18 protein-coding genes are annotated in these 23,055 nt (G+C 74.4%); 13 read left to right on the top strand and 5 right to left on the bottom strand.

Annotated features, from left to right (window positions below):
• Window positions 1-285 precede the first annotated feature (285 nt).
• The 8 genes from ABD330_RS27860 (at window position 286) to ABD330_RS27895 (ending at window position 10,748) form a co-directional block, all read left to right on the top strand.
• The gene (locus ABD330_RS27860) at window positions 286-2,484 is read left to right on the top strand and encodes a tetratricopeptide repeat protein (protein WP_344468763.1); all 2,199 of its coding nucleotides are present in this window, start codon (window positions 286-288) and stop codon (window positions 2,482-2,484) included.
• Between the two features lie 240 nt (window positions 2,485-2,724).
• Window positions 2,725-3,840 (top strand): alanine dehydrogenase, encoded by a 1,116-nt coding sequence (gene ald / locus ABD330_RS27865; RefSeq protein WP_344468764.1) that lies wholly within the window; start codon window positions 2,725-2,727, stop codon window positions 3,838-3,840.
• Window positions 3,841-4,428: 588 nt separating this feature from the next.
• Entirely contained in the window at window positions 4,429-5,493 is a 1,065-nt protein-coding gene (locus ABD330_RS27870; RefSeq protein ID WP_425555661.1) for a ParA family protein, read from the top strand.
• Window positions 5,494-5,534: 41 nt separating this feature from the next.
• Window positions 5,535-6,005, top strand: a complete 471-nt coding sequence (locus ABD330_RS27875) for a hypothetical protein (protein WP_344468766.1) — start codon at window positions 5,535-5,537, stop codon at window positions 6,003-6,005.
• A gap of 133 nt (window positions 6,006-6,138) precedes the next feature.
• Window positions 6,139-6,987, top strand: coding sequence for a segregation and condensation protein A (locus ABD330_RS27880; protein WP_344468767.1), 849 nt, complete (start codon window positions 6,139-6,141; stop codon window positions 6,985-6,987).
• Between the two features lie 215 nt (window positions 6,988-7,202).
• Window positions 7,203-7,853: an SMC-Scp complex subunit ScpB gene (gene scpB / locus ABD330_RS27885; protein WP_344468783.1), complete on the top strand. Its 651-nt coding sequence runs from the start codon at window positions 7,203-7,205 to the stop codon at window positions 7,851-7,853.
• Window positions 7,854-7,919: 66 nt separating this feature from the next.
• A complete protein-coding gene (locus ABD330_RS27890) occupies window positions 7,920-9,578 on the top strand; it encodes a pseudouridine synthase (RefSeq protein ID WP_344468768.1) in 1,659 nt (552 codons plus the stop codon).
• Between the two features lie 189 nt (window positions 9,579-9,767).
• A complete protein-coding gene (locus ABD330_RS27895; RefSeq protein ID WP_344468769.1) occupies window positions 9,768-10,748 on the top strand; it encodes a transcriptional regulator in 981 nt (326 codons plus the stop codon).
• Window positions 10,749-10,764: 16 nt separating this feature from the next.
• Here the strand turns inward: ABD330_RS27895 and ABD330_RS27900 are convergent, their stop codons facing one another.
• The 3 genes from ABD330_RS27900 to ABD330_RS27910 are packed head-to-tail and all read right to left on the bottom strand — an operon-like array spanning window position 10,765 to window position 14,852.
• A complete protein-coding gene (locus ABD330_RS27900; protein WP_344468770.1) occupies window positions 10,765-11,127 on the bottom strand; it encodes a DUF952 domain-containing protein in 363 nt (120 codons plus the stop codon).
• Between the two features lie 25 nt (window positions 11,128-11,152).
• Window positions 11,153-12,724 carry a mucoidy inhibitor MuiA family protein gene (locus tag ABD330_RS27905; protein WP_344468771.1) on the bottom strand — a complete coding sequence of 524 codons (1,572 nt, stop codon included), beginning with the start codon at window positions 12,722-12,724 and terminating at the stop codon, window positions 11,153-11,155.
• Window positions 12,725-12,728: 4 nt separating this feature from the next.
• Window positions 12,729-14,852 (bottom strand): DUF4139 domain-containing protein, encoded by a 2,124-nt coding sequence (locus tag ABD330_RS27910; RefSeq protein ID WP_344468772.1) that lies wholly within the window; start codon window positions 14,850-14,852, stop codon window positions 12,729-12,731.
• A 203-nt stretch (window positions 14,853-15,055) separates the two neighbouring features.
• On the opposite strand from ABD330_RS27910, the gene ABD330_RS27915 reads away from it, so the two are divergent.
• The 5 genes from ABD330_RS27915 (at window position 15,056) to der (ending at window position 20,664) form a co-directional block, all read left to right on the top strand.
• Window positions 15,056-16,144 carry a prephenate dehydrogenase gene (locus ABD330_RS27915; RefSeq protein ID WP_344468773.1) on the top strand — a complete coding sequence of 363 codons (1,089 nt, stop codon included), beginning with the start codon at window positions 15,056-15,058 and terminating at the stop codon, window positions 16,142-16,144.
• A gap of 202 nt (window positions 16,145-16,346) precedes the next feature.
• On the top strand, window positions 16,347-17,432 hold the full coding sequence (locus ABD330_RS27920; protein WP_344468774.1) for an S-(hydroxymethyl)mycothiol dehydrogenase: 1,086 nt from the start codon (window positions 16,347-16,349) through the stop codon (window positions 17,430-17,432).
• A gap of 8 nt (window positions 17,433-17,440) precedes the next feature.
• Entirely contained in the window at window positions 17,441-18,076 is a 636-nt protein-coding gene (locus ABD330_RS27925) for an MBL fold metallo-hydrolase (RefSeq protein ID WP_344468775.1), read from the top strand.
• 234 nt (window positions 18,077-18,310) lie between these two features.
• Window positions 18,311-19,024 (top strand): (d)CMP kinase, encoded by a 714-nt coding sequence (cmk, locus tag ABD330_RS27930; RefSeq protein ID WP_344468776.1) that lies wholly within the window; start codon window positions 18,311-18,313, stop codon window positions 19,022-19,024.
• A gap of 191 nt (window positions 19,025-19,215) precedes the next feature.
• Window positions 19,216-20,664: a ribosome biogenesis GTPase Der gene (gene der, locus ABD330_RS27935; RefSeq protein WP_344468778.1), complete on the top strand. Its 1,449-nt coding sequence runs from the start codon at window positions 19,216-19,218 to the stop codon at window positions 20,662-20,664.
• A 228-nt stretch (window positions 20,665-20,892) separates the two neighbouring features.
• On the opposite strand, the gene ABD330_RS27940 is transcribed toward der, so the two are convergent.
• Together ABD330_RS27940 and ABD330_RS27945 are read right to left on the bottom strand one after the other, a co-directional pair.
• On the bottom strand, window positions 20,893-21,474 hold the full coding sequence (locus tag ABD330_RS27940) for a hypothetical protein (RefSeq protein ID WP_344468784.1): 582 nt from the start codon (window positions 21,472-21,474) through the stop codon (window positions 20,893-20,895).
• A gap of 92 nt (window positions 21,475-21,566) precedes the next feature.
• Entirely contained in the window at window positions 21,567-22,412 is an 846-nt protein-coding gene (locus tag ABD330_RS27945) for a hypothetical protein (RefSeq protein WP_344468779.1), read from the bottom strand.
• Window positions 22,413-23,055 lie beyond the last annotated feature (643 nt).

Here is a 23,055-nt window from a genome sequence, read left to right on the forward strand (position 1 = left end):
CGAGGGGGCGCGTGGAACTGCGCGGAGCGGGAGTGACGGTGGGGTGCCTTCCGCCTTCGCGCAGTTCCTCGCGCCCCTTGATAGTGCAACTTGGGGCGGGCTGCGCAGCTGTCTCGCGGGGTGCCTTCCGGTTCCGCGCAGTTTTCCCCCACACGCCCCCGGGTTGATCCGGTGGGGTGATTTGCCGGTTCGTACTACCGGTGTCAGGCGGTGACGGGTCGTACCTTCGAACTACGCTTCGCAGACGGGGTGGCTGGGCACAGCGACTGGTCGGGAGTGACGCAGGTGGCGAGGAAGACCGCGACGACGGACGCAGGGCTCGCCGAGGCGGGCGGATGCGACCGGTTGCTGCCCGCCGCCCCGGCGGTCTGGGCCGGCCGGGGGCGGGAGCTGGCCGCGCTCGCGGCGGCCGCCGCCCGCCCGGCCCGGGGGCGCTGCCCGGTGGTGGTGCTGGCCGGGCGGCCCGGGTCCGGGCGGACCTCGCTGGCCGTCCGGTACGCCAGGTCGGTCGCGGCCGAGTACCCGGACGGGTTGCTGTTCGCCCGGCTGTCCGCACCGGACGGCGGGCGCGTCCCGCCCGGGCAGGCGGCCCGGCTGCTGCTGGAGCAACTCGGGGCCGAGCCCGTGGAGGTCGGGTTGCCCGGTGCGGGCGGGCCCGACGCGCCGGAGCCGGCCGCCGTGGCTCTGCGGGAGGCGCTGGCCGGGAAGCGGGTGCTGCTGCTGCTCGACGACGTCCGCGACGCGGGCCAGCTCGCCCCGCTGCTCTGCGACGAGCCCGGCTGCCTGGTGCTCGCGACGACGGCCGGCCCGCTGACCGGTATCGAGGACATCGACCCCGTCATCCTCGGCGGGCTCGGCCTGACCAGCTCCGCCGAGCTGCTCGGCGGGCTGGTCGGCGGCACCAGGATCAGCTGCGACCCGGTGGGGGCGGCCGAACTCGCCGAGGCCTGCGGGGCCGGACCCGCCGCGCTGCGGCTGATGGCGGGCTGGCTGCGGGGCAACGCCAAGGCGGCGGTGACGGACGCGGCCCAGGAGCTGAACGCGCTGGCGCGGCCGGCCGGGCCGCGGGCCGGCGGACCGGTCGAGGACCGGCCGCCGAAGAAGGGCGTGCGGCGGCCCAAGGGGGCGCGCACCAAGCCCGCGCGCCCGGCAGCCGCGCAGGCGTCCCCGCCGGCGCCCGGCGCGGCGGGGGAGGCCGGCGCCGAGCCGGTCGCGGAGCCCGTACCGGCGGAGACCGGACCCGTGCCGGTACCCGACACCGATCCGCTGAGCGGGGCGTTCCTGCTGCTCTACCGTTCGCTGCCGGCCGCGGAGGCGCGGATGCTGCGGACGCTCACCCTCGCCCCCGCCCAGCTCGCCGACGCCAGGACGGCCTCCGCGCTGGTCGGCTGCCCCGCGCCCGAGGCCGCCGCGCTGCTGCGCCGGCTCGCCGAGTGCGAGCTGCTGGACACCGAGCCGCCCGCCGCCGACGGCACACTGCGCTACCGGATCCCCGGGCGGCTGTACGCCCGGCTGGTCCGGCTGCTGGAGAGCACCGACCGCCCGGCCGAGGTCCAGCTGGCCCGGGCCCGGCTGCTGGAACGCCTCGTCCGGCTGACCGACTCCGCCCGCGCGCTGCTAGACCCCGGCCACGGCCCGGTGACCGACCCGCTGCCCGGCGTGCTGCGGCTGCGCAGTGCCGCCCAGGCCCGGCAGTGGCTGCTGGGGGAGCGCGAGCTGCTGCTCACCGCCGTGGCGGACGCGATCGGCCTGGCGGACCTGGACGGCTCGGCCGGGCGGCTGGTCACCGCGCTGCTCCGCGCGCTGCCGATGACCGGCGCCGCCGCCCCGGCCGACCTGTACCGGTTGCACGAGCTCGTCCTGGAGGTCGCCGAGCGCGGCGGCGCCCCCAGGCGGGTGACGGCCGCGCTGCTCAACCTCGGCGACCTCCAGGCCGCCTCCGGCAGCTGGGCCCGGGCAGCCGAGCACTACCGCGCCGCCCTGGAGAGCGCCCGCGACAGCCTGGACGAGCCCGCCTGCGCCCGGGCACTGGAGGGCGTCGCGGAGTGCCACCGGGCGCTCGGCGACCCCGTCCGGGCCGCCGACTGGTACGGCCGCGCCCTCGCTCTGCGGCAGAGTCTGGGCGACCCCCGGGCCGAGGCCCGGCTGCTCGCCCGCACCGCCGAGGCGCACACCGCGCAGCGCCGGTTCGAGGAGGCCGACCGGGAGTACCGGGCCGCGCTGGCGGTGCTGCGGCGGCTGGACGACGGATACGGCCGGGCGGCCGTCACCGCCGCGCTGGTGCGGCTGCGGGAGCGGGTCGGGGCGGAGCGGGCCGAAGCCGTCCGGCTCGAAGCCCTGCGAGCGGAGACCCTGCGAGCGGAGACCCTGCGAACCGAGGCCCTGCGGAGCGAAGCGGTCCGGACCGAAGCGGTGAGGGTCGAAGCGGTCCGGCTCGAAGCAGTACGGCCAGCGGGTGAGCGGGATCGGGTGACTTCGGAGTAATGTCCGAGATGCCGGTTTACCAGCGGTTTTAGGGGTTACAGCCCAGGCAAGCCTACGAACCTGCCAATGTGGCCAGCTGATTTATTCAGTTTGGAAGGCTGACGGATCAGCTGGGCTTCATTACACTCGGACTTAGTCGCGCAGCGAAGCGTGCCCCGGCGTCTCCGGAGGCTCCCCCATGCGCGTCGCCCGCCGGTCTTCCCCGGCCGGGACCCCCAGGCAAAAGGGACGAGTTAAGCCATGAAGGTCGGCATCCCCCGCGAGGTCAAGAACCACGAGTACCGCGTGGCCATCACGCCCGCCGGCGTGCATGAGCTGGTCCGCAACGGACACTCCGTCTTCATCGAGGACAACGCCGGTGTCGGTTCCTCGATCCCCAACGAGGAGTACGTGGCCGCCGGCGCCACCATCCTGGCCACCGCCGACGAGGTCTGGGCCACCGCCGACCTGCTGCTGAAGGTCAAGGAGCCCATCGCCCAGGAGTACGGCCGCCTGCGCAAGGGCCAGACCCTCTTCACCTACCTGCACCTGGCGGCCGACCGCGCCGGCACCGACGCGCTGCTCGCGTCCGGCACCACCGCGATCGCGTACGAGACCGTGCAGCTCGCCAACGGCGCCCTGCCGCTGCTCGCCCCGATGTCCGAGGTCGCGGGCCGGCTGGCCCCGCAGGTCGGCTCGTACCACCTGATGCGTCCGGCCGGCGGCCGCGGCACCCTCCCCGGCGGCGTGCCCGGCACCCACCCGGCGAAGTGCGTCGTCATCGGCGGCGGCGTCTCCGGCTGGCACGCGGCCACCATCGCGATCGGCATGGGCTACGACGTGACCCTGCTGGACCGCGACATCAACAAGCTGCGCGAGGCCGACCGGGTCTTCGGCAACAAGATCAAGGCCATCGCCTCCAACGCCTTCGAGCTGGAGAAGGCGGTGCTGGAGGCCGACCTGGTCATCGGCGCGGTGCTGATCCCGGGCGCCAAGGCCCCCAAGCTCGTCACCAACGAGCTGGTCTCCCGGATGAAGCCGGGCTCCGTGCTCGTCGACATCGCGATCGACCAGGGCGGCTGCTTCGAGGACTCCCGTGCGACCACGCACGCCGAGCCGACCTTCGAGGTCCACAACTCGGTCTTCTACTGCGTCGCCAACATGCCGGGCGCCGTCCCGAACACCTCCACCTACGCGCTGACCAACGCGACGATGCCGTACATCGTCGAGCTGGCCAACCGGGGCTGGAAGGAGGCGCTGCGCCGTGACGCCGCGCTGGCCAAGGGCCTGAACGTGCACGAGGGCCAGATCACCTACGGCGCCGTCGCCGAGGCCTTCGGCCTGGAGTCCGTCTCCCTTGACACCGTGCTCGCCTGACGGTTGATCAGCCGAGACCGCGAGGTCTCCCGCCCCCGGCCCGCCCGTCTCGGGCCGGGGGCTTCGGCATGCCCTGAGGCCCCGCCGCGCGGGCCGGGAGCCGCACACCGCGCGGGCCGGGGAGCGCGCCCTGCGGGGGGTTCGGCGCCGCGCCCCCTGCGGCGTGCGCCCCAGCTCGGACTGCCCGTGACCGGGAGGTTGGGCTCAGGTGGCGTCGAGATGTCAATTAATGTGCCTCACGTCACCCGCCCGGTGCGGTGACCCTTCCCGGTGGTGCCCCCGGGGGGGTCGCTCTCCGCAGAAACGTTAGGGTCAAGAGGCTGCTCATCCCTTGACAGCGACCGGGCCGATAGCCGACACATCCTGCCCACTACCGTGGATTGTGTTGCTGTGGACGGCGAATACGGCCTAGAGTCGCAAACCGTCGGCATGCTGCCACGCTGACGAATCGACATAGAGTCCTGGATGCCCAAGGAGGTAAGACGACTTGTGAATGAGTCGACATTTGCTCCCGGGGGTGGTCAGCCAGGACTGGCGGAGCACGCCGCCGGACAGCCGAACGAGGAGCACGCGGCCCGTCAGGCCACGGTGGGCTCGGTAGAGGTCGGCTCGGTCGCGGTCCGTACCTTCGAGGCACGCCAGAACTCCGCCCCCGGCTCGACCGCCGCCTACGACGCGGACCTGCCGTCACACGGTCTGGCCTACGGCGACTTCGCCTACGGCTCGATCGACGACCCGGACGCCGAGTACGAACCAGACCCGGAGTATGCCGCGACCCTGGCCCCTGACGCAGCCCGTCAGCGACGTGAGCGAGTAGGCCCGACCGGCCGCGCGCTGCCCTACTTCCCGATCCCCGCGCCGCTGGCCGAGCACGGCCCCGCGCAGATCATCGCGATGTGCAACCAGAAGGGCGGCGTCGGCAAGACCACGTCGACCATCAACCTGGGCGCCGCACTCGCCGAGTACGGCCGCCGGGTGCTGCTCGTCGACTTCGACCCGCAGGGCGCGCTCTCGGTCGGACTGGGCGTCAACCCGATGGAGCTGGACGTCACCGTCTACAACCTGCTCATGGAGCGGGGCCTGACGGCCGATGAGGTGCTGCTGAAGACCGCCGTCCCCGGGATGGACCTGCTGCCCTCGAACATCGACCTGTCGGCCGCCGAGGTGCAGCTGGTCAGCGAGGTGGCCCGGGAGTCCGCACTCGCCAGGGCGTTGAAGCCGCTGCTGCCGGACTACGACTTCGTCATCATCGACTGCCAGCCCTCGCTGGGCCTGCTGACGGTCAATGCCCTGACGGCGGCTCACAGCGTCATCGTCCCGCTGGAGTGCGAGTTCTTCGCGCTGCGCGGGGTCGCGCTGCTCACCGAGACCATCGAGAAGGTCTGCGAGCGGCTCAACCCCGACCTGCGGCTCGACGGCATCCTGGCCACCATGTACGACTCGCGCACGGTGCACAGCCGCGAGGTGCTGGCCCGGGTGGTCGAGGCCTTCGGCGAGCACGTGTTCCACACCGTCATCGGCCGTACCGTCCGCTTCCCGGAGACCACCGTCGCCGGCGAGCCGATCACCACGTACGCGACCAACTCGGTCGGCGCCGCCGCCTACCGTCAGCTCGCCAGGGAGGTGCTCGACCGGTGCCGCCCCGCCGAGTGAGTCTCCCGGGTGCCGACGAGCTGTTCCGGACCACCGGAGGGATGGCACTGTCGCCCTCCCTCGCCCGGCCGGCCGAGGCGCCCAGACCGGAGACCGCACGGGCGGCCGAGCCCGGCGGCGCGGACCGGACCCAGCCCCCGGCCCCCGGCCGGGCGGTGCCCGCCGCCCGGCCGGAGCAGCACGGCGCCGACCAGCACGGCGCCGAGCAGCAGGGCACCGAGCACGGCGCCGCCGACGAGCAGCAGGGCGAGGCCGCCGCCCGGCGGCCCCGCCCCCGGGGCCGGGCACCGCGCCGGCCCAGCGGGCGCGAGCGGCACGACGAGAAGATCACCGTGTACGTCTCGGCCGAGGAACTGATGGACCTGGAGCACGCCCGGCTGGTGCTGCGCGGCGAGCACGGGCTCGCCGTGGACCGGGGCCGGATCGTCCGGGAGGCCATCGCCGTCGTGCTGGCCGACCTGGAGCAGCGCGGCGAGGCCAGCATCCTGGTGCGGCGCCTGCGGGGGCGCTGAGGCGGCAGGACGCGGCGCCCGCCCTTCCTGCCCCGCGCGGTGCTCCCCCGGCCGGTGGCCCGGAGGTCTCCCGACGCGCCCCGGCGGGGCGTGAGCCGTACGTGTGCGTCGAGTGCGTCAAGATGGACGCCTCATGCCGAGCATCCAGGAGTCGCCAGCCACCGCCGAGCCGCGCGGCGGGTTCCGGGTGCGGCTGGAGAACTTCGAGGGGCCGTTCGACCTGCTGCTGGGCCTGATCGCCAAGCACCGGCTGGACATCACCGAGATCGCGCTCTCGACGGTCACCGACGAGTTCATCGCCCACATCCGGGCGATGGGACCGGACTGGGACCTCGACGCCGCCACCGACTTCCTGGTGGTCGCCGCCACCCTGCTCGACCTGAAGGCGGCCCGGCTGCTGCCCGCCGCCGAGGTCGAGGACGAGGCCGACCTCGCCCTGCTGGAGGCCCGCGACCTGCTCTTCGCGCGGCTGCTGCAGTACCGGGCGTACAAGCAGGCGGCGGAGGTGCTGTCCGGGCACTGGGCCGCCGAACTGCTGCGGCGCCCCCGGACAGCCGGCCTGGAGCCGCAGCACGCCGCGCTGCTCCCCGAGGTCGTGCTGGGCATCGGGCCGGAGGACTTCGCCCGGCTCGCGGCCCGGGCGATGCTGCCCAGGCCCGCGCCGGTGGTGTACGTCGACCACATCCACGCCCCCGCCGTGAGCGTGCGCGAGCAGGCGGCCCTGGTGGCCGGCCTGCTGGCCGCGCTCGGCGAGGCCAGCTTCGCCCGGCTGGTCGCGGACACCGACGACCCGCTGGTGGTGGTCGCCCGCTTCCTGGCCCTGCTGGAGCTGTACCGGGAGAAGGCGCTCGCCTTCGAGCAGCCGGAGGCGCTCGGCGAGCTGCTGGTGCGCTGGATCGCCGAGGAGGACCGCGTGATCGAGGTGACGGACGAGTTCGACCGGCTGGTCGGACCGGTGGCGGAGGAAGGTGCGCCGTCGTGACGGAGCGGCAGAGGGCGCCCAGGCGTGCGCTGGGGGTCCCGGGGCAGGCGCGGGCCGAGGAGTGGCTGGAGCCCGCGTACGACCCCCTGGAGGGCCCGGACGGGCCGGTGCAGGACGAGGGCGGGCCGGCCGGTCGGCCGGAGGCCGGGCCGTACGCCGGGTCGGACGCCGTCGCGGAGGCGGGACCGGCGCCGAGGCCGGCGGCGGAGGCAGGGGTGGCGGCGGAAGCGGCGGCCGGGGCGGAGGTGCCGCTGCGGGCCGCCCTGGAGGCGATCCTGCTGGTCGTCGACGAACCGGCGGGGGAGGCGCACCTGGCCTCCGTACTGGAGCGGCCGCGGGCCGAGGTCGCCGCCGCGCTGCACGCGCTGGCCGCCGAGTACACCGCCCAGGGCCGGGGCTTCGACCTGCGGCCGGTCGGCGGCGGCTGGCGCTTCTACACCCGGGCCGAGTGCGCGCCCGCCGTCGACCGCTACGTCCTGGACGGCCGGCAGGCCCGGCTGAGCCGGGCCGCGCTGGAGACCCTGACGGTCATCGCGTACCGGCAGCCGGTGTCGCGCAGCAGGGTCTCAGCCGTACGTGGTGTGAACTGTGACGGCGTGATGCGTACCCTGGTACAGCGAGGGTTGGTGGAAGAGACCGGCTCCGAGCCCGAAACAGGTGCGATCCTGTATCGGACGACAAACTACTTCCTGGAACGGATGGGGCTGCGCGGCCTGGAGGAACTCCCGGCGCTGGCGCCCTTCCTGCCTGAGGTCGACGACGTGGAAGCGGAGTCCCTCGAAGGCACGATGATCGCGGATGCGGTCGCCGCCGCACGTGCGGCGGGCGGCGGCGATGAGGCCGGTCGGGCTGTGCCTGGTCGGTAAGGGAGCGGTGAGGTCGGCCGGCACGACTTGCACTCCCCAGACGGAAACGACGTACGGACTTCTTTGATGCGTAGCAGTGGTAGCGGTAGGAACAGCAGTGGTGGCGGCGGCAGCCAGGGCCGTGGCGGACAGGGCGGGGGCCGGAGCGGCGGCGGCTCCTACGGCGGCGGCTCGCGCGGGGGCTCCTCCGGCGGTGGTTCGTACGGAGGCTCCTCCGGCGGTGGTTCGTACGGCGGCGGCGGATCGCGCGGCGGGTCGTCGTCCGGCGGGGGCTCCTACGGCGGCGGTTCGCGTGGCGGGTCGTCGGGTGGCGGTTCGTACGGTGGCGGCAGCGGCAGTGGTGGCGGCTCCTACGGCGGCGGTTCGCGTGGCGGGTCGTCGGGTGGCGGTTCGTACGGTGGCGGCAGCGGCAGTGGTGGCGGCTCCTACGGCGGCGGTTCGCGTGGCGGGTCGTCGGGTGGCGGTTCGTACGGCGGCGGCGGTTCGCGTGGGGGTTCGTCGTCCGGCGGGTCCTACGGTGGCGGTTCGCGCGGCGGTTCGTCGTCCGGTGGCGGTTCGTACGGCGCCGGTTCGCGCGGCGGTTCGTCGTCCGGTGGCGGTTCGTACGGCGCCGGTTCGCGCGGCGGTTCGTCGTCCGGTGGCGGTTCGCGCGGGGGCTCCTCCGGCGGTGGTTCGTACGGTGGCGGTGCCCGCCGTGACGACCGTCGCGATGACCGTCGGGACGACCGCCGTGACGACCGGAAGCAGCACCCGGACCGTCCGCTGAGGCCCGAGGAGCGCAAGTACGACCGTCCGGAGTTCGGCTCCGGCGGCCACTACGGCGCGCGCAAGGCGCTGCCGCAGGCCAAGGGGCCGGCGCGTCCGCGTCAGCCCGGGCAGGGTGCTCCGGGCGACCCGCGGCGTCAGCCGCAGCGCTCGCGTGAGCTGCAGGCGAAGATCGAGGACGCCGTGCTGGCGCGCCACGACAAGCCGGCCGTGGTGCTCCCGAAGACCTTCGGCGAGCCCGAGGGCGAGCGCCTGCAGAAGGTGCTGGCGCGGGCCGGCATGGGCAGCCGCCGGGCCTGCGAGGAGCTGGTCTCGCAGGGCCGCGTCATGGTCAACGGCAAGCTGGTGACCGAGCAGGGCAAGCGGGTCGACGCGCAGAACGACGAGATCAAGGTGGACGGCCTGACCGTCGCCACCCAGTCGTACCTGTTCTTCGCGCTCAACAAGCCGGCCGGCGTGGTCTCCACGATGGAGGACCCGGACGGCCGTCAGTGCCTGGGCGACTACGTGACCAACCGGGAGACCCGGCTGTTCCACGTGGGCCGTCTCGACACCGAGACCGAGGGCATCATCCTGCTCACCAATCACGGCGAGCTGGCCCACCGGCTGACCCACCCGAAGTACGGCGTGACCAAGACCTACATGGCCGCCATCCAGGGCCCGATCCCGCGTGACCTGGGCAAGATCCTGGGCCAGGGCATCGAGCTGGAGGACGGTTTCGCCCGCGCCGACAGCTTCAAGGTGCTCTCGAACGTCGGCAAGAACTACCTGGTCGAGGTGACCCTGCACGAGGGTCGCAAGCACATCGTCCGCCGGATGCTGGCCGAGGCCGGCTTCCCGGTCGAGCGACTGGTCCGTACCCACTTCGGCCCGATCGCGCTGGGCGACCAGAAGTCCGGCTGGCTGCGCCGGCTGACCAACCCCGAGGTCGGCCAGCTGATGCACGAGGTCGGTCTGTAGTCATGGAGTAGGAGGGCCTCCCCGCCGTTCGGCGGGGAGGCCCTCCTGTCGTTCGGGGGTAGTGGTGTGAGCCTGACCGCACCGGCTTGTCAGCCCGTGGACGAGTGGCGGAAGATAGCCAGGTGATGACGGGCCGCCTGGTGGCGGGACTGCGCCACCAGGGGTGTGGCCAGCGGGGGAAGGAGCGTTGTGCTCGACTCATTCGGAGTGCTCGGCCTGGGCGGGCCGGACGGGCAGCTGTATGCGGCTCTCGTGGTGTCGCCGCAGTCCACGGCCGAGGAGCTCGCCGAGCAGTGCGGGCTGACTTTGGAGCAGGGCCGCGCCGCCCTGGACAGGCTGGCGGAGCAGGGCATGGCGACCCGGGCGCCGGTGGACCGCGAGCGCTACCTCGCCGTCGCCCCCGACGTCGCGATCGGCACGCTGATCGGCCACCGCGAGGCCCAGCTGCGCAGCGCCCGCGCCGAGATGCACCGGCTGATGGACGCCTTCCGCGAGGCCTCCCGCTTCACCGACCCCGCGCACTCGGTCGAGGTGCTGACCGGCGGCGAGGCGATCGCGCAGCGGCTGGAGCACCTGATCGAGACCGCCGAGTACCAGGTCCGGGGCTTCGACTGCCCGCCCTACATCCAGGACCCGGTGGCCAACCTGCCCCGGCAGCGCCAGCGGCTCAAGGCCGGGGTGCGGTTCCGCACGGTCTTCGACAAGGAGGCGGTGGCCTGGCCCGGGCGGCTGGAGAAGGAGATCCTGGTCGGCGTCGCGGACGGCGAGGAGGCCCGGGTGCGGCCGGTGCTGCCGATGAAGATGATGATGGCCGACGACCGGATGGCGATCATCCCGATCAGCGTCGGCGACGCCGTGCTGGACGCCGCGTACGTGATCCACCCGTCCGCCCTGCTCCAGGCCCTGGACGGGCTGTTCGAGGCCGAGTGGGAGCGCGCCGTCCCGTTGCAGACCGCGATCGGCCACGGCGACGGCGAGCTGGAGCCGGAGGCCGACCACCGCAAGCTGCTCGGGCTGCTGGCGGCCGGGCTGACGGACGAGTCGATCGCCCGCTCGCTCGGCTGGAGCGCCCGGACCACCCAGCGGCGGCTGCAGAGCCTGATGCGCGAACTCGGCGCCACCACCCGGTTCCAGGCCGGGATGGCGGCCCGCGAGCGCGGCTGGCTCTGACCGCCGGACGCCGGGGTCAGCTCCAGGGCAGCAGGGCGGCCCACCGGCCGTCCGGGCCGCGCTCCAGCTTCTCCAACCCGACCACGGCGGTCCGGTTCAGCCGTCCGTAGACGTGCGGGAAGCGCACGTCGGGCGTGGCACCGGGCGGCGGGGCGCCGCTCGGGGCCTCCCACTTCACCATCGGCTCGACCAGGCTCTCCTCGATCAGCAGGGCCATCAGCGGCCCCTGGGCGTCCCGGAAGAAGGCGTTGGCCACCGCGAGGGTGGTCTGTTCGTCCGCCGAGCAGTGGATGAACCCGTCGGTGAGCAGCGAGGCGGCGGCGTACGGCCGGCCGGGGTCGTGCAGCCAGTCGTCCAGGGGCGCGAGGTGGTAGATCATGTGTCCCTTTCTACCTGCTTTCCGGTCAGATCCCGGCGACCTTGGCCGTCGCCGACACCTCGTAGACCAGGGTGACGGTCCGCCGGCCGCCCGGGGGCAGTGCCAGGTCCCAGTGGACGATGCCCTCGGCGTCCAGGGTGTCGGGGGCGGGGGAGCAGGCCTCCTTGCGCAGCCGCACCTCGACCGCCGAGACCTCGGACACCGGGATCCGTTCGCGCAGGGCGACGACCTGCTCGTCCTGCTCCTGCGGGCCGGAGAAGCGGGAGAGGTGCAGCCGGACGGTACGGGTGACGGTGGTCCGCTGGGAGAGCCCGGAGCTGCCCCGGCTCTCCTCGGTCTCCCGGACGACCCGGTAGCCGTCCGTGCTGCCGAAGGAGAGTTCGGCGGCCGCGCCCGGCGCGGTGAAGGCCAGCTCGCCGCGCCCGGTGAAGCCGCTGCCGAGCACCAGGTCCACCGGGCCGGCCAGCAGCGCGTGCCCCGCGCCGTTGCGGAACCGGGCGACCCGGGTGACCAGCGGCGAGAGCTCGGGGGCGCAGGCGTACTCGCTGGTCGCGGGCGCGCGGAAGGAGGTCAGCGGCACCCGGTGGGGGTGGCCGTCGCTCGGTACCGAGGCCGGGGCCGGCGCCGTCAGGACCCGGACCTCGCCGCCGTCGTCCACGCCCGGCAGGCCGTCCGCGGCCGGCCCGGTGCCGCTGATCTCCTCCTCGCGCAGCTCGACGTCGACCTTGCGGCGCTCCTCGGCCGTACGGTCCAGCAGGGTCAGCACGTCCTCGGTCAGCCGCGGCGGCTCGCCGGCCAGGGCGGAGCGGGCGGTGGAGAGGGTGAGCCGGACACCCGTCCAGTCCTCGCCGGTGCGCTGCCAGACCACGGCCGCCGTCTCCAGGGTGAGGGCGCCGTCGGCCAGCGTGGCCCGGTAGGCCGGGCGCCAGAGCGCGCACGGGGTGAGGTGGGCGACGCTCAGCCCGGCCGGGCCGCCCGTCCGGGCCTCGACGGTCAGTTCGACGTACGCGAGCAGCTCGGCGGGCTCCTCCTCGGCCCGCTCCAGGGCCTGCCGGGCCTCGGACAGCTCCTCGTCCAGTGCGCGCAGCCGGGCCCGGGCGGCGCGCAGCCGCTCGCCGTAGGACTCGCGCTCGGCGTCCACCCGGTCCAACTCCCGGGACCAGCGGGCCCGTTCCACCTCGCCGCAGCCCGCGCCCTCGCCGATCTCGCGGAGCAGGTCGGCGGCGAGCTGGGCCAGCAGGGTCAGCCGGGCCTCCAGCCGCTGCCGCTGGGCCTCCCCGGTCAGCTGCTCCTGCTCCAGCGCGTGCACCCGGTGCCGGAGTCCGGAGTCCTCGTCGGTGGGCGGCAGCGGGGCGCGTGGCGTCCAGCGGCGGACGATCCGGGCGTCCAGCACCTTGGCGTCCGGGTGGCCGGTGAGTTCGGTGCGCAGGGAGCGGTCGACCGCCAGGGCGGTGATCGGGCCCAGGCGCAACCGCTGGGCGCCCGGGGCCAGTTCGAGGGCGGCAGTGCGCTCGACCAGGCTGCGGTCCTCCAGACAGGTGACCGCCGTGACCGGGAGGGCGGCGGTGGGCGCGGTGGTGGTGGGCGGGGTGGTCATCGGTTCAGCTCCTCCGGTTTCCGCCGTGCAGGGTCTTGCCGGCCGGGATGCGGATCTCGTACCCGCCGTCCAGTTCGGCACTGCCGTGGGCGGGCAGCTCGACCCGGCGGTGGCGGGTGCTCGGCGGGTAGTCCTCGGACGGTTCGCCCGTCGTCCAGCCCGGCCGCTCCTCGATCCGGACGTCGCCGTCCGAGCTGACCGGGACGCGTTCGCGGACCTCCACCGTGACCGGGCGGCCGAGGTGGTTGGCGAGTTCGAGGTGCACCCGGTGGTCCAGCACGGTGGTGTTGCCCAGCATCCCCGCCGTGGACTCCCGCAGCTCGGTGCGGCGGGCCACCCGAATGCCCTCCGCCACGCCGAGCCCGACGCCACGGCTGCCGCCGGGCGCGAGCGTCGGCAGCGCGGCGGTCAGCAGGAACTCCCCGTCCACGGTGACCTCGACCGGCCCGGCGAGCAGTGCCCGGTCGGTCGCGTTGGTGAGCACCAGGGTGCCGTACACGGCCTCCTCGACGGACGGGACGCAGACGTACCCGCTCCGCAGCCCGACCGGGATCTCGCCGACCGTGACGGTGTGCCAGCCGCCGTCGGACGGCAGGTCCACCCGGGCGGCGGTGTCGTACCGCTGGTCGAAGGAGCCGGCCGACAGGCGCGGGCGGACGGCGTGCGGGGGCAGCGGGAGCGCGGCGACGGCCTCGGCGCGGTGCCGGTCCCCGGCTCCGGCCGGGTCGGCTCCGGGGCCGCCGCCGGGGAGCAGGCGGCCCCGGTCGGCCCGGCCCCCGTCGGGGCCGGGCAGCGTCAGCGCGGCGTAGTCGAGCCAGCGGGGGTCGGGGTGCGGCGGTCCGGCCGGTGCGGCCGGTCCGGCCGTACCGGGCTCCGGACGGGACCCGGAGCCGGGGGCGGTCTGGGGCACCGGCGGCGGGGCGCTGAGGGCCGCCGGCGCGGCCATCCGGGAGCGCCGGGCCATCAGCGGCAGCGCGGCATCGGGCTCGCCGGGGCCACCGGGTCCGCCGGGCCCGCCGAACGGCCCCGGCGCCGGGGCCGCCGGGGGCACGGCGGGTGCCGGGCCGCCCGCCGAGGCGGCGCCGTAGGGGACGGCGGCCGGGCCGGGGGCCGCGCCGCCCGCCGCGAAGGGCATCGCCCGGCGGCGCGGCGGCGCCGGGAGCGGGGCCGCCGCGTCGTACCCGGCGAACAGGTCGTCCAGGCCGCCGGGCGCCTCCCGCCAGCCGGACGGCGCGGGGGCGGGCTGGCGTCGGCCGATCCGGACCGAGCGGAGCCGGGGGAGGTCCGTCCTGCGGTTCAGGTCGGCGGTGGACAGGGCCAGCCGGACGCCCGTCCAGTCCTCTCCGGTGCGCTGGGCCACCGAGGCGCAGAGCACCAGCGTGCCGTCGCCCGCGCCCTGGCGGTGGCTCAGCCGGTAGGACGGCGCCCAGACCGCGCCGGGGACGCCGTACTCCAGCTCGATGTCCACCTCGGTGCCCTGGTCGGTGTCGAGTCCGGTGCCCTGGTCGGTGCCCGCCTCGGTGCCGGCTGCGCCGATGGTCAGCACGGCCGTCACGGTGGTCTGCACCGCGCCGGACGGGAGGGCGCTGGAGGCCGACTCCAGCCGCTCCCGGGCGACGGCGAAGGCGTGCTCGGCCCGGCGGAGCTCGTCCGCCAGCTGGGCTGCTCGGATGTGCAGGCCGGTCAGGCGCTCGTCCACGAAGTCGGCGAGGTCCAGCCAGGCATCGGCGGGGGTGCGGCGGTGCGGTTCGTCGCGCCGGCGTGGCGGCGGTACCGCGCGCAACGCCGCGACCTCCTCGATCCGGGCGAACAGGCGCGCGTGCCGGCCCTCGGCGGCCTCCAGCGCGTCGGCGGCCTCCTCGACGAGGCGGCGCAGCTCGGGCCGGGCCTGCGGCGCGCGCAGCTCGGCCTCCTCCGCCAGCCGCACCTCGGTCACCCGCAGCCCGTCGCCGCCGAGCACCGAGGCCCGCAGCGAACCCGGGTCCAGCACCCGGGGCAGCCCCGACAGCCGTACCCGGCCGTCCGGCGGCACCGTCACCCGGGCCCGCCGGCGGCACAGCGCACCGCTCGCGTAGACCACCACCGAGTCCAGTACGGACTCCCAACCCTGTCCTGCTTCAGCAGCCACCCCGCGGTACCCCTTCCAGCACTCCCCGGCCCGGGCGCCCAGTCTGCCCCCGGAAGGCCCCCGGTGGCGCGGATTTCTCCCGGGGTTTCTCCCGCGCGTCGCGCGCCGTCCGCCCCCCGCGCGGGCCGGTCGGACGGTGTCGGAGCAGGTGAGGGAGGATGAGCGGAGCAGCAGCCCACCCGTTCCAGGAGACGTGAAACGCCATGCGCACTGTCGCCGTCGTCGGCACCGGACTGATCGGCACCTCCCTCGCGCTCGCGCTCGTCCGGCGCGGCCTGACCGTCCACCTGGAGGACGCCGACCCGGACGCCGCCCGGACGGCCGCCTCGCTGGGCGCGGGCACCACCGACCCGGCCGACGGCCCGGTCGACCTGGCGGTCGTCGCGGTGCCGCCCGCCCTGGTCGGCAGGGTGCTCGCGGACTGCCAGCGGCGCGGGCTGGCCCACCGCTACACCGACGTCGCCAGCGTGAAGGCCGGCCCGCGCGCCGACGTGACCGCGCTCGGCTGCGACACCACCCACTACATCGGCAGCCACCCGATGGCGGGCCGGGAGCGGACCGGCCCGCTGGCGGCCCGCGCCGACCTCTTCGAGGGCCGGCCCTGGGTGCTGACCCCGACCGCCGACACCGACACCGAGACGCTCAACGCCGCGCTCGAAATGGTCGCCCTGTGCGGCGCGATGCCGATAGTGATGGACGCCGGCGCGCACGACCGCGCCGTCGCGCTGGTCTCGCACGCTCCGCAGCTGCTCTCCTCGCTGGTCGCGGCGCGGCTGGAGCACGCCGACGAGACGGCCGTCCGGCTGGCCGGCCAGGGCGTCCGCGACGTCACCAGGATCGCCGGGTCCAACCCGGCGATGTGGGTCGACATCCTCTCCGCCAACGCCGGAGTGGTCGCCGACATCCTGGACGAACTCGCCGCCGACCTCGGCGAGACCGTCACCGCGCTGCGCGCACTGGAGGCGGCCGACGAGGCCGGGCGCCGGTCCGGTGCGGCCGGCATCGAGGCGGTACTGCGGCGCGGCAACAACGGCCAGGCCCGGATCCCCGGCAAGCACGGCGCGCCGCCCACCCGGTACGAGACCGTCGCCGTGGTGCTCGGCGACCAGCCCGGCGAGCTCGGACGGCTGTTCGGCGAAGTGGGCGCGCTCGGCGTCAACATCGAGGACGTGGCGATCGAACACTCCACCGCACAGCAGGTCGGCTTCGTCCAGCTCTCGGTCGCCCCCTCGGCGGTGGCGCGGCTCAACACCGCGCTGCGGGAGCACGGGTGGAGCGTGCGGTCGGTCTGACGCTGCGGCGGCCCCCGGGGAGCGGTCCGGGGAGCCCTCCGGGACAGGCGGCGCCGGGACGGCTCCCCGGGGGCCGCCGCCTCCGGCCGGGAGGTACCCCGACGCGTCCCTGTCCCCGGCCGGTCGTTCTCGGGGGAGAATTCCCCTGAGGGGCCGTCCGGCTCCGCCGATTCAGGTTTCCGTGAGGGAAGGTCAGGGCCACATGCCACAGCAGGTCAGGGGCGTCATCGCTCGGGGCAAGGGCGAGCCGGTACGGGTCGAGACCATCGTGGTGCCCGATCCCGGGCCGGGGGAGGCCGTGGTCAAGGTCCAGGCCTGCGGGGTCTGCCACACCGATCTGCACTACCGGGACGGCGGGATCAACGACGACTTCCCGTTCCTGCTCGGGCACGAGGCCGCCGGCGTGGTGGAGAGCGTCGGCGACGGCGTGACCGAGGTGGCGCCCGGTGACTTCGTGATCCTCAACTGGCGTGCGGTGTGCGGCCAGTGCCGGTCCTGCCGACGCGGCCGCCCGCAGTACTGCTTCGCCACCCACAACGCGAAGCAGCCGATGACGCTGCTCGACGGCACCCCGCTCTCGCCCGCCCTGGGCATCGGCGCCTTCGCCGACAAGACCCTGGTCGCGGCCGGCCAGTGCACCAAGGTGGACCCGGCCGCCTCGCCGGCCGCCGCCGGGCTGCTCGGCTGCGGCGTGATGGCCGGGCTCGGCGCCGCCGTCAACACCGGCGGGGTCGGCCGGGGTGACAGCGTCGCGGTGATCGGCTGCGGCGGGGTCGGCAACGCCGCCGTGATGGGCGCCCGGCTGGCCGGCGCGGCGAAGATCATCGCGGTGGACATCGACGACCGCAAGCTCGCCACCGCGCTGCGCCTGGGCGCCACCCACACCGTGAACTCCGCCACCGCCGACGCCGTCGAGGAGATCCGCGCGCTCACCGGCGGCAACGGCGCCGATGTGGTGATCGAGGCGGTCGGCCGCCCCGAGACGTACAAGCAGGCGTTCTACGCCCGTGACCTGGCGGGTACTGTCGTCCTGGTCGGTGTGCCGACGCCGGAGATGACGCTGGAGCTCCCGCTGCTCGACGTCTTCGGACGCGGTGGCGCGCTGAAGTCCTCCTGGTACGGCGACTGCCTGCCCTCGCGGGACTTCCCGCTGCTGATCGACCTCTACTTGCAAGGACGGCTCGACTTGGACGCCTTCGTCTCCGAGACCATCGCACTCGACCAGGTCGAGGAAGCCTTCGCCCGGATGCACGGCGGCGACGTGCTGCGCTCGGTCGTGATGCTCTGATGCGCCAGATGCCCCCCGAGCCCGAGATCGAGCTCCTCACCACCACCGGCACCTTCTCCCTGGACGGCGGTACCTGGGAGGTCGAGAACAACGTCTGGATCATCGCCAACGACCAGGACGCCGTGGTCATCGACCCCGCGCACGACGCCCGCGCCGTCGCGACGGCCGTCGGCGACCGCGAACTGCGGGCGATCATCTGCACCCACGCCCACGACGACCACGTCGGCGCCGCCCCCGAGCTGGCCGCGCTGACCGGTGCGCCGATCCTGCTGCACCCGGACGACCTGCCGCTCTGGAAGCAGACCCACCCGGGCGACCACCCCGACGAGGACCTCCGCGACGGCCAGCGGATCACCGTCGGCGGCATCTACCTGCACGTCCGCCACACCCCCGGCCACAGCCCGGGCGGGGTGAGCATCTACGTGCCGGCGCTGGAGGCGGTCTTCACCGGCGACACCCTGTTCCAGGGCGGCCCCGGCGCGACCGGCCGGTCGTTCTCGGACTTCCCGACGATCATCGACTCGATCCGGGACCGGCTCCTCACCCTCCCCCCGGAGACCACGGTGCACCCCGGCCACGGCGCCACCACGACCATCGGTGCGGAAGCCCCGCAGCTGGCGGAGTGGATCGCCCGGGGCCGCTGAGCCGACCGGCCCGGGGCCGCTGAGCCGACCCGCCCGGGGTGACCGAGCCGGCGGGCCCGGGGCGACGAGCCGGCCGGCCCGGCCGGCCCGGATCCCCGGGCCGGCCTCCCGTTCCGGGTCCGCCGGGCAGGTCCGCCGGACCGACCCGGAGGGGGAGGCCGCGCGGGTCGTCTAACCTTGATGTAGTCGCCCGGGTTTCGGAGACGGCTTCCGAGACAGAGAGAGGTTCGCCCCGTGGACACTGCCGACCGAGCCGCCGCACCGGTGGTCGTCGCCATCGACGGGCCGGCCGGCTCCGGCAAGTCGACGGTCTCCCGGGCCGTGGCCGCCCGTCTGGGGCTGAGCTTCCTGGACACCGGCGCGATGTACCGGGCGATGACCTGGTGGATGCTGGCGAACGAGGTCGACGTCCAGGACGCCGACGCGGTCGCCATCGCCTGCGGCAAGCCGGTGATCGTCTCCGGTACGGACGCGGCGGGCCCGACCATCACAGTCGACGGCCAGGACGTCTCCGGGCCGATCCGCAGCCAGGAGGTCACCTCGCAGGTCAGCGCGGTCGCCGCCGTCCCGCAGGTGCGGGCGCGGCTGGTCGAGCTGCAGCGCGGCTGCGCCGAGGTCGCCGAGCGCGGCATCGTCGCCGAGGGCCGGGACATGGGCAGCGTGGTCTTCCCGGAGGCCACCGCGAAGATCTTCCTCACCGCCTCCGAGGCCGCCCGCGCCGAACGACGGGCCGCCGAACTGCGCGCCAAGGGCGTGGACGCGGCCACCATCACCGCGATGGCCGCCGACCTGGCCCGCCGCGACGCGGCCGACTCCTCCCGGGAGACCGCGCCGCTCGTCCAGGCCGCCGACGCCGTGCTCGTCGACACCAGCGACCTCACGCTGGAGCAGGTGATCGACCGGATCGCCGGTCTGGTGGAGGAGAAGGCCCGCCTCAGCACGGTCTGACCCGGCACGGCCCGAACCCGGTGCGATCCGTACCGGTGCGGCCCGAACCCGGTACGGTCCGATCCCACCCCCCCCCACAGAACTCTGCGTCGCCCGCTACCAGGGCGGTCCGCACCGCGCTGCCCCCGAGCGGGGCAGGTACGCACGGCACGTCCCTGGGAAGGGCCGTGCCGGGAAACGGAAGAACCAAGATGAGCAACGAGACCGTCACCGGTCCCCACGGTGAGCTGGACCCCGCCGAGTACGCCGAGTTCATGGCGCTGGCCGCCGAGGAGGGCTTCGACCCCGAGGACCTCGAAGGCCTCGAAGGCCAGGGCCCGCTGCCGGTGCTGGCCGTCGTCGGCCGCCCCAACGTCGGCAAGTCGACCCTGGTCAACCGCATCATCGGCCGCCGCGAGGCGGTCGTCGAGGACAAGCCCGGCGTCACCCGTGACCGCGTCACGTACGAGGCGACCTGGAACGGCCGCCGGTTCAAGCTGGTGGACACCGGCGGCTGGGAGATCGACGTCCTCGGCCTCGACGCCGCCGTCGCCGCACAGGCCGAGGTCGGCATCGACAACTCGGACGCGGTGCTCTTCGTGGTGGACGCCAACGTCGGCGCCACCGACACCGACGAGGCGCTGATCAAGATCATCCGCCGGGCCGGCAAGCCCGTCGTGCTCTGCGCCAACAAGGTCGACGGCCCGTCCGCCGAGGCCGACGCCGCCATGCTGTGGTCGCTCGGCCTCGGCGAGCCGCACGCCGTCTCGGCCCTGCACGGCCGTGGCTCGGGCGACCTGCTCGACGCCGTGATGGCCGCGCTGCCCGACGCCCCGCCGCAGACCTTCGGCGTCGTCGAGGGCGGCCCGCGCCGGGTCGCGCTGATCGGCCGTCCGAACGTCGGCAAGTCCAGCCTGCTCAACAAGGTGGCCGGCGAGAACCGCGTGGTCGTCAACGAGCTGGCCGGCACCACCCGTGACCCGGTCGACGAGCTGATCCAGCTGGGCGGCAAGACCTGGAAGTTCATCGACACCGCCGGTATCCGCCGCCGGGTCCACCTGACCTCGGGCGCCGACTTCTACGCCTCGCTGCGCACCTCCTCGGCGCTGGACAAGGCCGAGGTCGCGGTCATCCTGGTCGACTCCAGCGAGCCGCTGGCCGAGCAGGACACCCGGATCATCTCGATGGCCGTCGAGTCCGGCCGCGCCGTGGTGATCGCGTACAACAAGTGGGACCAGATGGACGAGGAGCGCCGCTACTACCTGGAGCGCGAGATCGAGCAGGATCTCGTCCAGGTCCAGTGGGCACCCCGGGTCAACGTCTCCGCGCTGACCGGCCGTCACATGGAGAAGCTCGTCCCGGCGATCGAGACCGCGCTGGCCGGCTGGGAGACCCGGATCTCCACCGCCCGCCTGAACGCCTTCCTCGGCGAGCTGGTGGCCTCCCACCCGCACCCCGTCCGGGGCGGCAAGCAGCCCCGCATCCTGTTCGGCACCCAGGCGGGCATCCGCCCGCCGCGCTTCGTGCTGTTCGCCTCCGGCTTCCTGGAGGCGGGCTACCGCCGCTACGTCGAGCGCCGTCTGCGCGAGGAGTTCGGCTTCGTCGGCACGCCGATCTCGATCTCGGTCCGGGTGCGGGAGAAGCGCAGCCGCAAGAAGTAGGGCGCGCGGGCGTGGGCCGGTTCCACGTACGGGCCCACTGGCGTACGGCTCGCAGGCGTACGGGCGTACGGGCGTACGGGCTCCCGGGCGTGAGAGCGCGCAGATGTACGGGAGTGGGAGTACGGGCGCGGGCAGCGCCGGAGTGATGCAGCAGTGACGCACGAGTGACGCAGGGATGAGGCCGGGCACCTACGGGTGCCCGGCCTCACTCCGTTCCCGGGTGCCGGGTCAGCCCTGGCCCGGCACCCGGCCCGGCGGCAGCGAGAGCATGCTGCGGTGCCGCCCGCCCATCCCGGCCCCGCCGTCGTCCGCCGCCGCCGCGGTGGCCTGCGGAGCCGGCGGGGGCGGGGTCAGATAGCCCGTCGCGACCCAGCCCTGGCCGCCGGAGAGCGGGGCACCGGAGTACTGGCCGTTCGGGGTCTGCCCGTTCTGGGTGTGGCCGTTCGTGGCCTGGCCGCCGTTCTGGAGCTGCTGTTGGGCGGGCATGAACTGCGGCGTGCCCTGGGCGTGCCCCGGGTAGGTGTGGAACGCCTGCTGCTGCGGGTACCCGGCCGCCTCCACCGCCCTGGCCGGGTACAGCTCGCGGGAGAGGTACGAGTCGCGGACCGCGAAGCCGGTGAAGCGCATGTCCTCCTCGCCGGAGCGGTCGCCCGGCAGGGCCCGGAAGAGCCGGCGGTACTCCGAGTACAGCGCGTCGTAGATCGGCGTGGCCGGAGAGGGGTGCTCCGCGTCGTACGACGGGCGCATGCCCGGAATCGAACGGCTGCTGGTGGGCGGGCGGTGGGCTGCGGCGACGTCGTAGCTGTACACGTAGGAGCCAACGAGCGAGCGAGCCGGGGGATGCGGGCCCGGGACAGAGCGGCCTATGCCGCGTCGCCCGGGCCCGCCGGACGGGCGTCAGCTCAGGTGCCCGCCAGCGGCAGGGAGGCCGCGACCAGCATGCCCTGGCCCGCCGCCCGGTCGAGCGCCTGGCGGAGCAGGTCCTCGCGGGGCTGGCGTCCGATGGTGCCGGCCGGTGCCGCGTACACGGTCACCGCGTTCTGCCGTCCGGCGGCGAACCGCCAGGTCTCGGTGACCTGGAGCGGCTGGTGCGCCTGCCACCATGCGGCGCTGCCGCCGGTGGCGGTGGGGTGCAGGATCGCGTGCAGCCGGCCCATGGCCATCAGCACCGACCAGCCGGGCATCTGGGCGGGCGGCTGCTCGACACCCGTGACGTGCTGGAAGCCGTGGTCGGTGAGGAGCGAGAGGAACTGGTCCTGGCCGGAGACGTCGCCGGGCCGTCCGACCGGGCCGGTCGGCTCGATGACCAGGGCGGCGTGCCCGGTATCGCCGCGCAGCACCAGGCCGCAGGTGATCCCGAGGATGGCGGGTGCGCCGGTGGTGGGCACGATGGGCTGCGGCTGCGGCTGGACGGCGGCGGGAACGGGAACGGGAGCGGGGGCCGGGGCTCCGGAGGGCGGGGTGCTGTGCTGGGACTGGCTGATGCTGCGGACCGCGCCGAGCAGTTGCTCCTCCGCGACGGGCACCACCTGGGAGGGGATGCAGCGGGCGTGGGCGAACGCCAGCACGGCCGTCTCGTCTCCGACGAACAGCACGGTGCTGGTGGCCTCCCGGGTGGAGTCGCCGTTCGTTCGACAGGACGTGCAGTCGTAGGTGTCGGGCGCGTGGGCGCCGGCCAGCAGGCGGTCGGCCTCGTCGTCGCCGATCTCGGCGCGGACCTCGTCGCTCACATCGAGCATGCGCGGCACGGGTACTCCTCGGGTCGTCAGGGGGTGGCAGGGGCGCGCCCGGCCGCCACTACCAACGGGCGGCTGTGTCTGGGGTCACGGGTGGGCTCGGCCAAGTCGGGATTTGCCGCGAATCTGACAGCACTGTGTGGACGACTGGTCACAATCTGTCGATGCTGTGTCCGAGGTCACGGGGCCCCGGACGGGCTCTGAGGGTGACTCAGGTCATAATCCGACGAGGTTTGATCATGGAAATAGGGCGCAAATCGGACATCTGCCCACGATTTACTTGATCCTTACTGCCGGTAACGCCGTCCTGAGCTGGGACAACCCGAAACTGTTTGGCACACACCCCGGTGACTCGTAGCTTCGTAACCAGTGCAACGAGCACTACCCGGGTTCACCCCCGCAGCCCACGCCCTCCGGGGCGGCCGGTGCACGGGACGGTGACCGGGGCGGCGCAGCACGTCGGACACGTGCACAGCCGCCCTCGCGGACACGGTGAGCGACATCAGGCCCCTCGGGCCTGGTTCCGCCTGCCCGCCCGGGGTTGTCGAGAGGAAACACATGACCTTCCGTAACGAGACCGCCGCTGCCACCTCGACCACCAAGCGCAACCGCGTGCGGATGGCCCTCATGGGAGGCGCCGTGCTGGTCCTCCCGG

The sequence above is a fragment of the Kitasatospora kazusensis genome (assembly GCF_039529945.1).
Lineage (GTDB): Bacteria > Actinomycetota > Actinomycetes > Streptomycetales > Streptomycetaceae > Kitasatospora > Kitasatospora kazusensis.

Coding starts and splice junctions, on each gene's coding strand:
- ald (WP_344468764.1), top strand. CDS start 2,725: ATGAAGGTCGGCATCCCCCGCGAGGTCAAGAACCACGAGTACCGCGTG.
- ABD330_RS27875 (WP_344468766.1), top strand. CDS start 5,535: ATGGCACTGTCGCCCTCCCTCGCCCGGCCGGCCGAGGCGCCCAGACCG.
- ABD330_RS27880 (WP_344468767.1), top strand. CDS start 6,139: ATGCCGAGCATCCAGGAGTCGCCAGCCACCGCCGAGCCGCGCGGCGGG.
- ABD330_RS27890 (WP_344468768.1), top strand. CDS start 7,920: ATGCGTAGCAGTGGTAGCGGTAGGAACAGCAGTGGTGGCGGCGGCAGC.
- ABD330_RS27900 (WP_344468770.1), bottom strand. CDS start 11,127: ATGATCTACCACCTCGCGCCCCTGGACGACTGGCTGCACGACCCCGGC.
- ABD330_RS27905 (WP_344468771.1), bottom strand. CDS start 12,724: ATGACCACCCCGCCCACCACCACCGCGCCCACCGCCGCCCTCCCGGTC.
- ABD330_RS27915 (WP_344468773.1), top strand. CDS start 15,056: ATGCGCACTGTCGCCGTCGTCGGCACCGGACTGATCGGCACCTCCCTC.
- ABD330_RS27920 (WP_344468774.1), top strand. CDS start 16,347: ATGCCACAGCAGGTCAGGGGCGTCATCGCTCGGGGCAAGGGCGAGCCG.
- ABD330_RS27925 (WP_344468775.1), top strand. CDS start 17,441: ATGCCCCCCGAGCCCGAGATCGAGCTCCTCACCACCACCGGCACCTTC.
- der (WP_344468778.1), top strand. CDS start 19,216: ATGAGCAACGAGACCGTCACCGGTCCCCACGGTGAGCTGGACCCCGCC.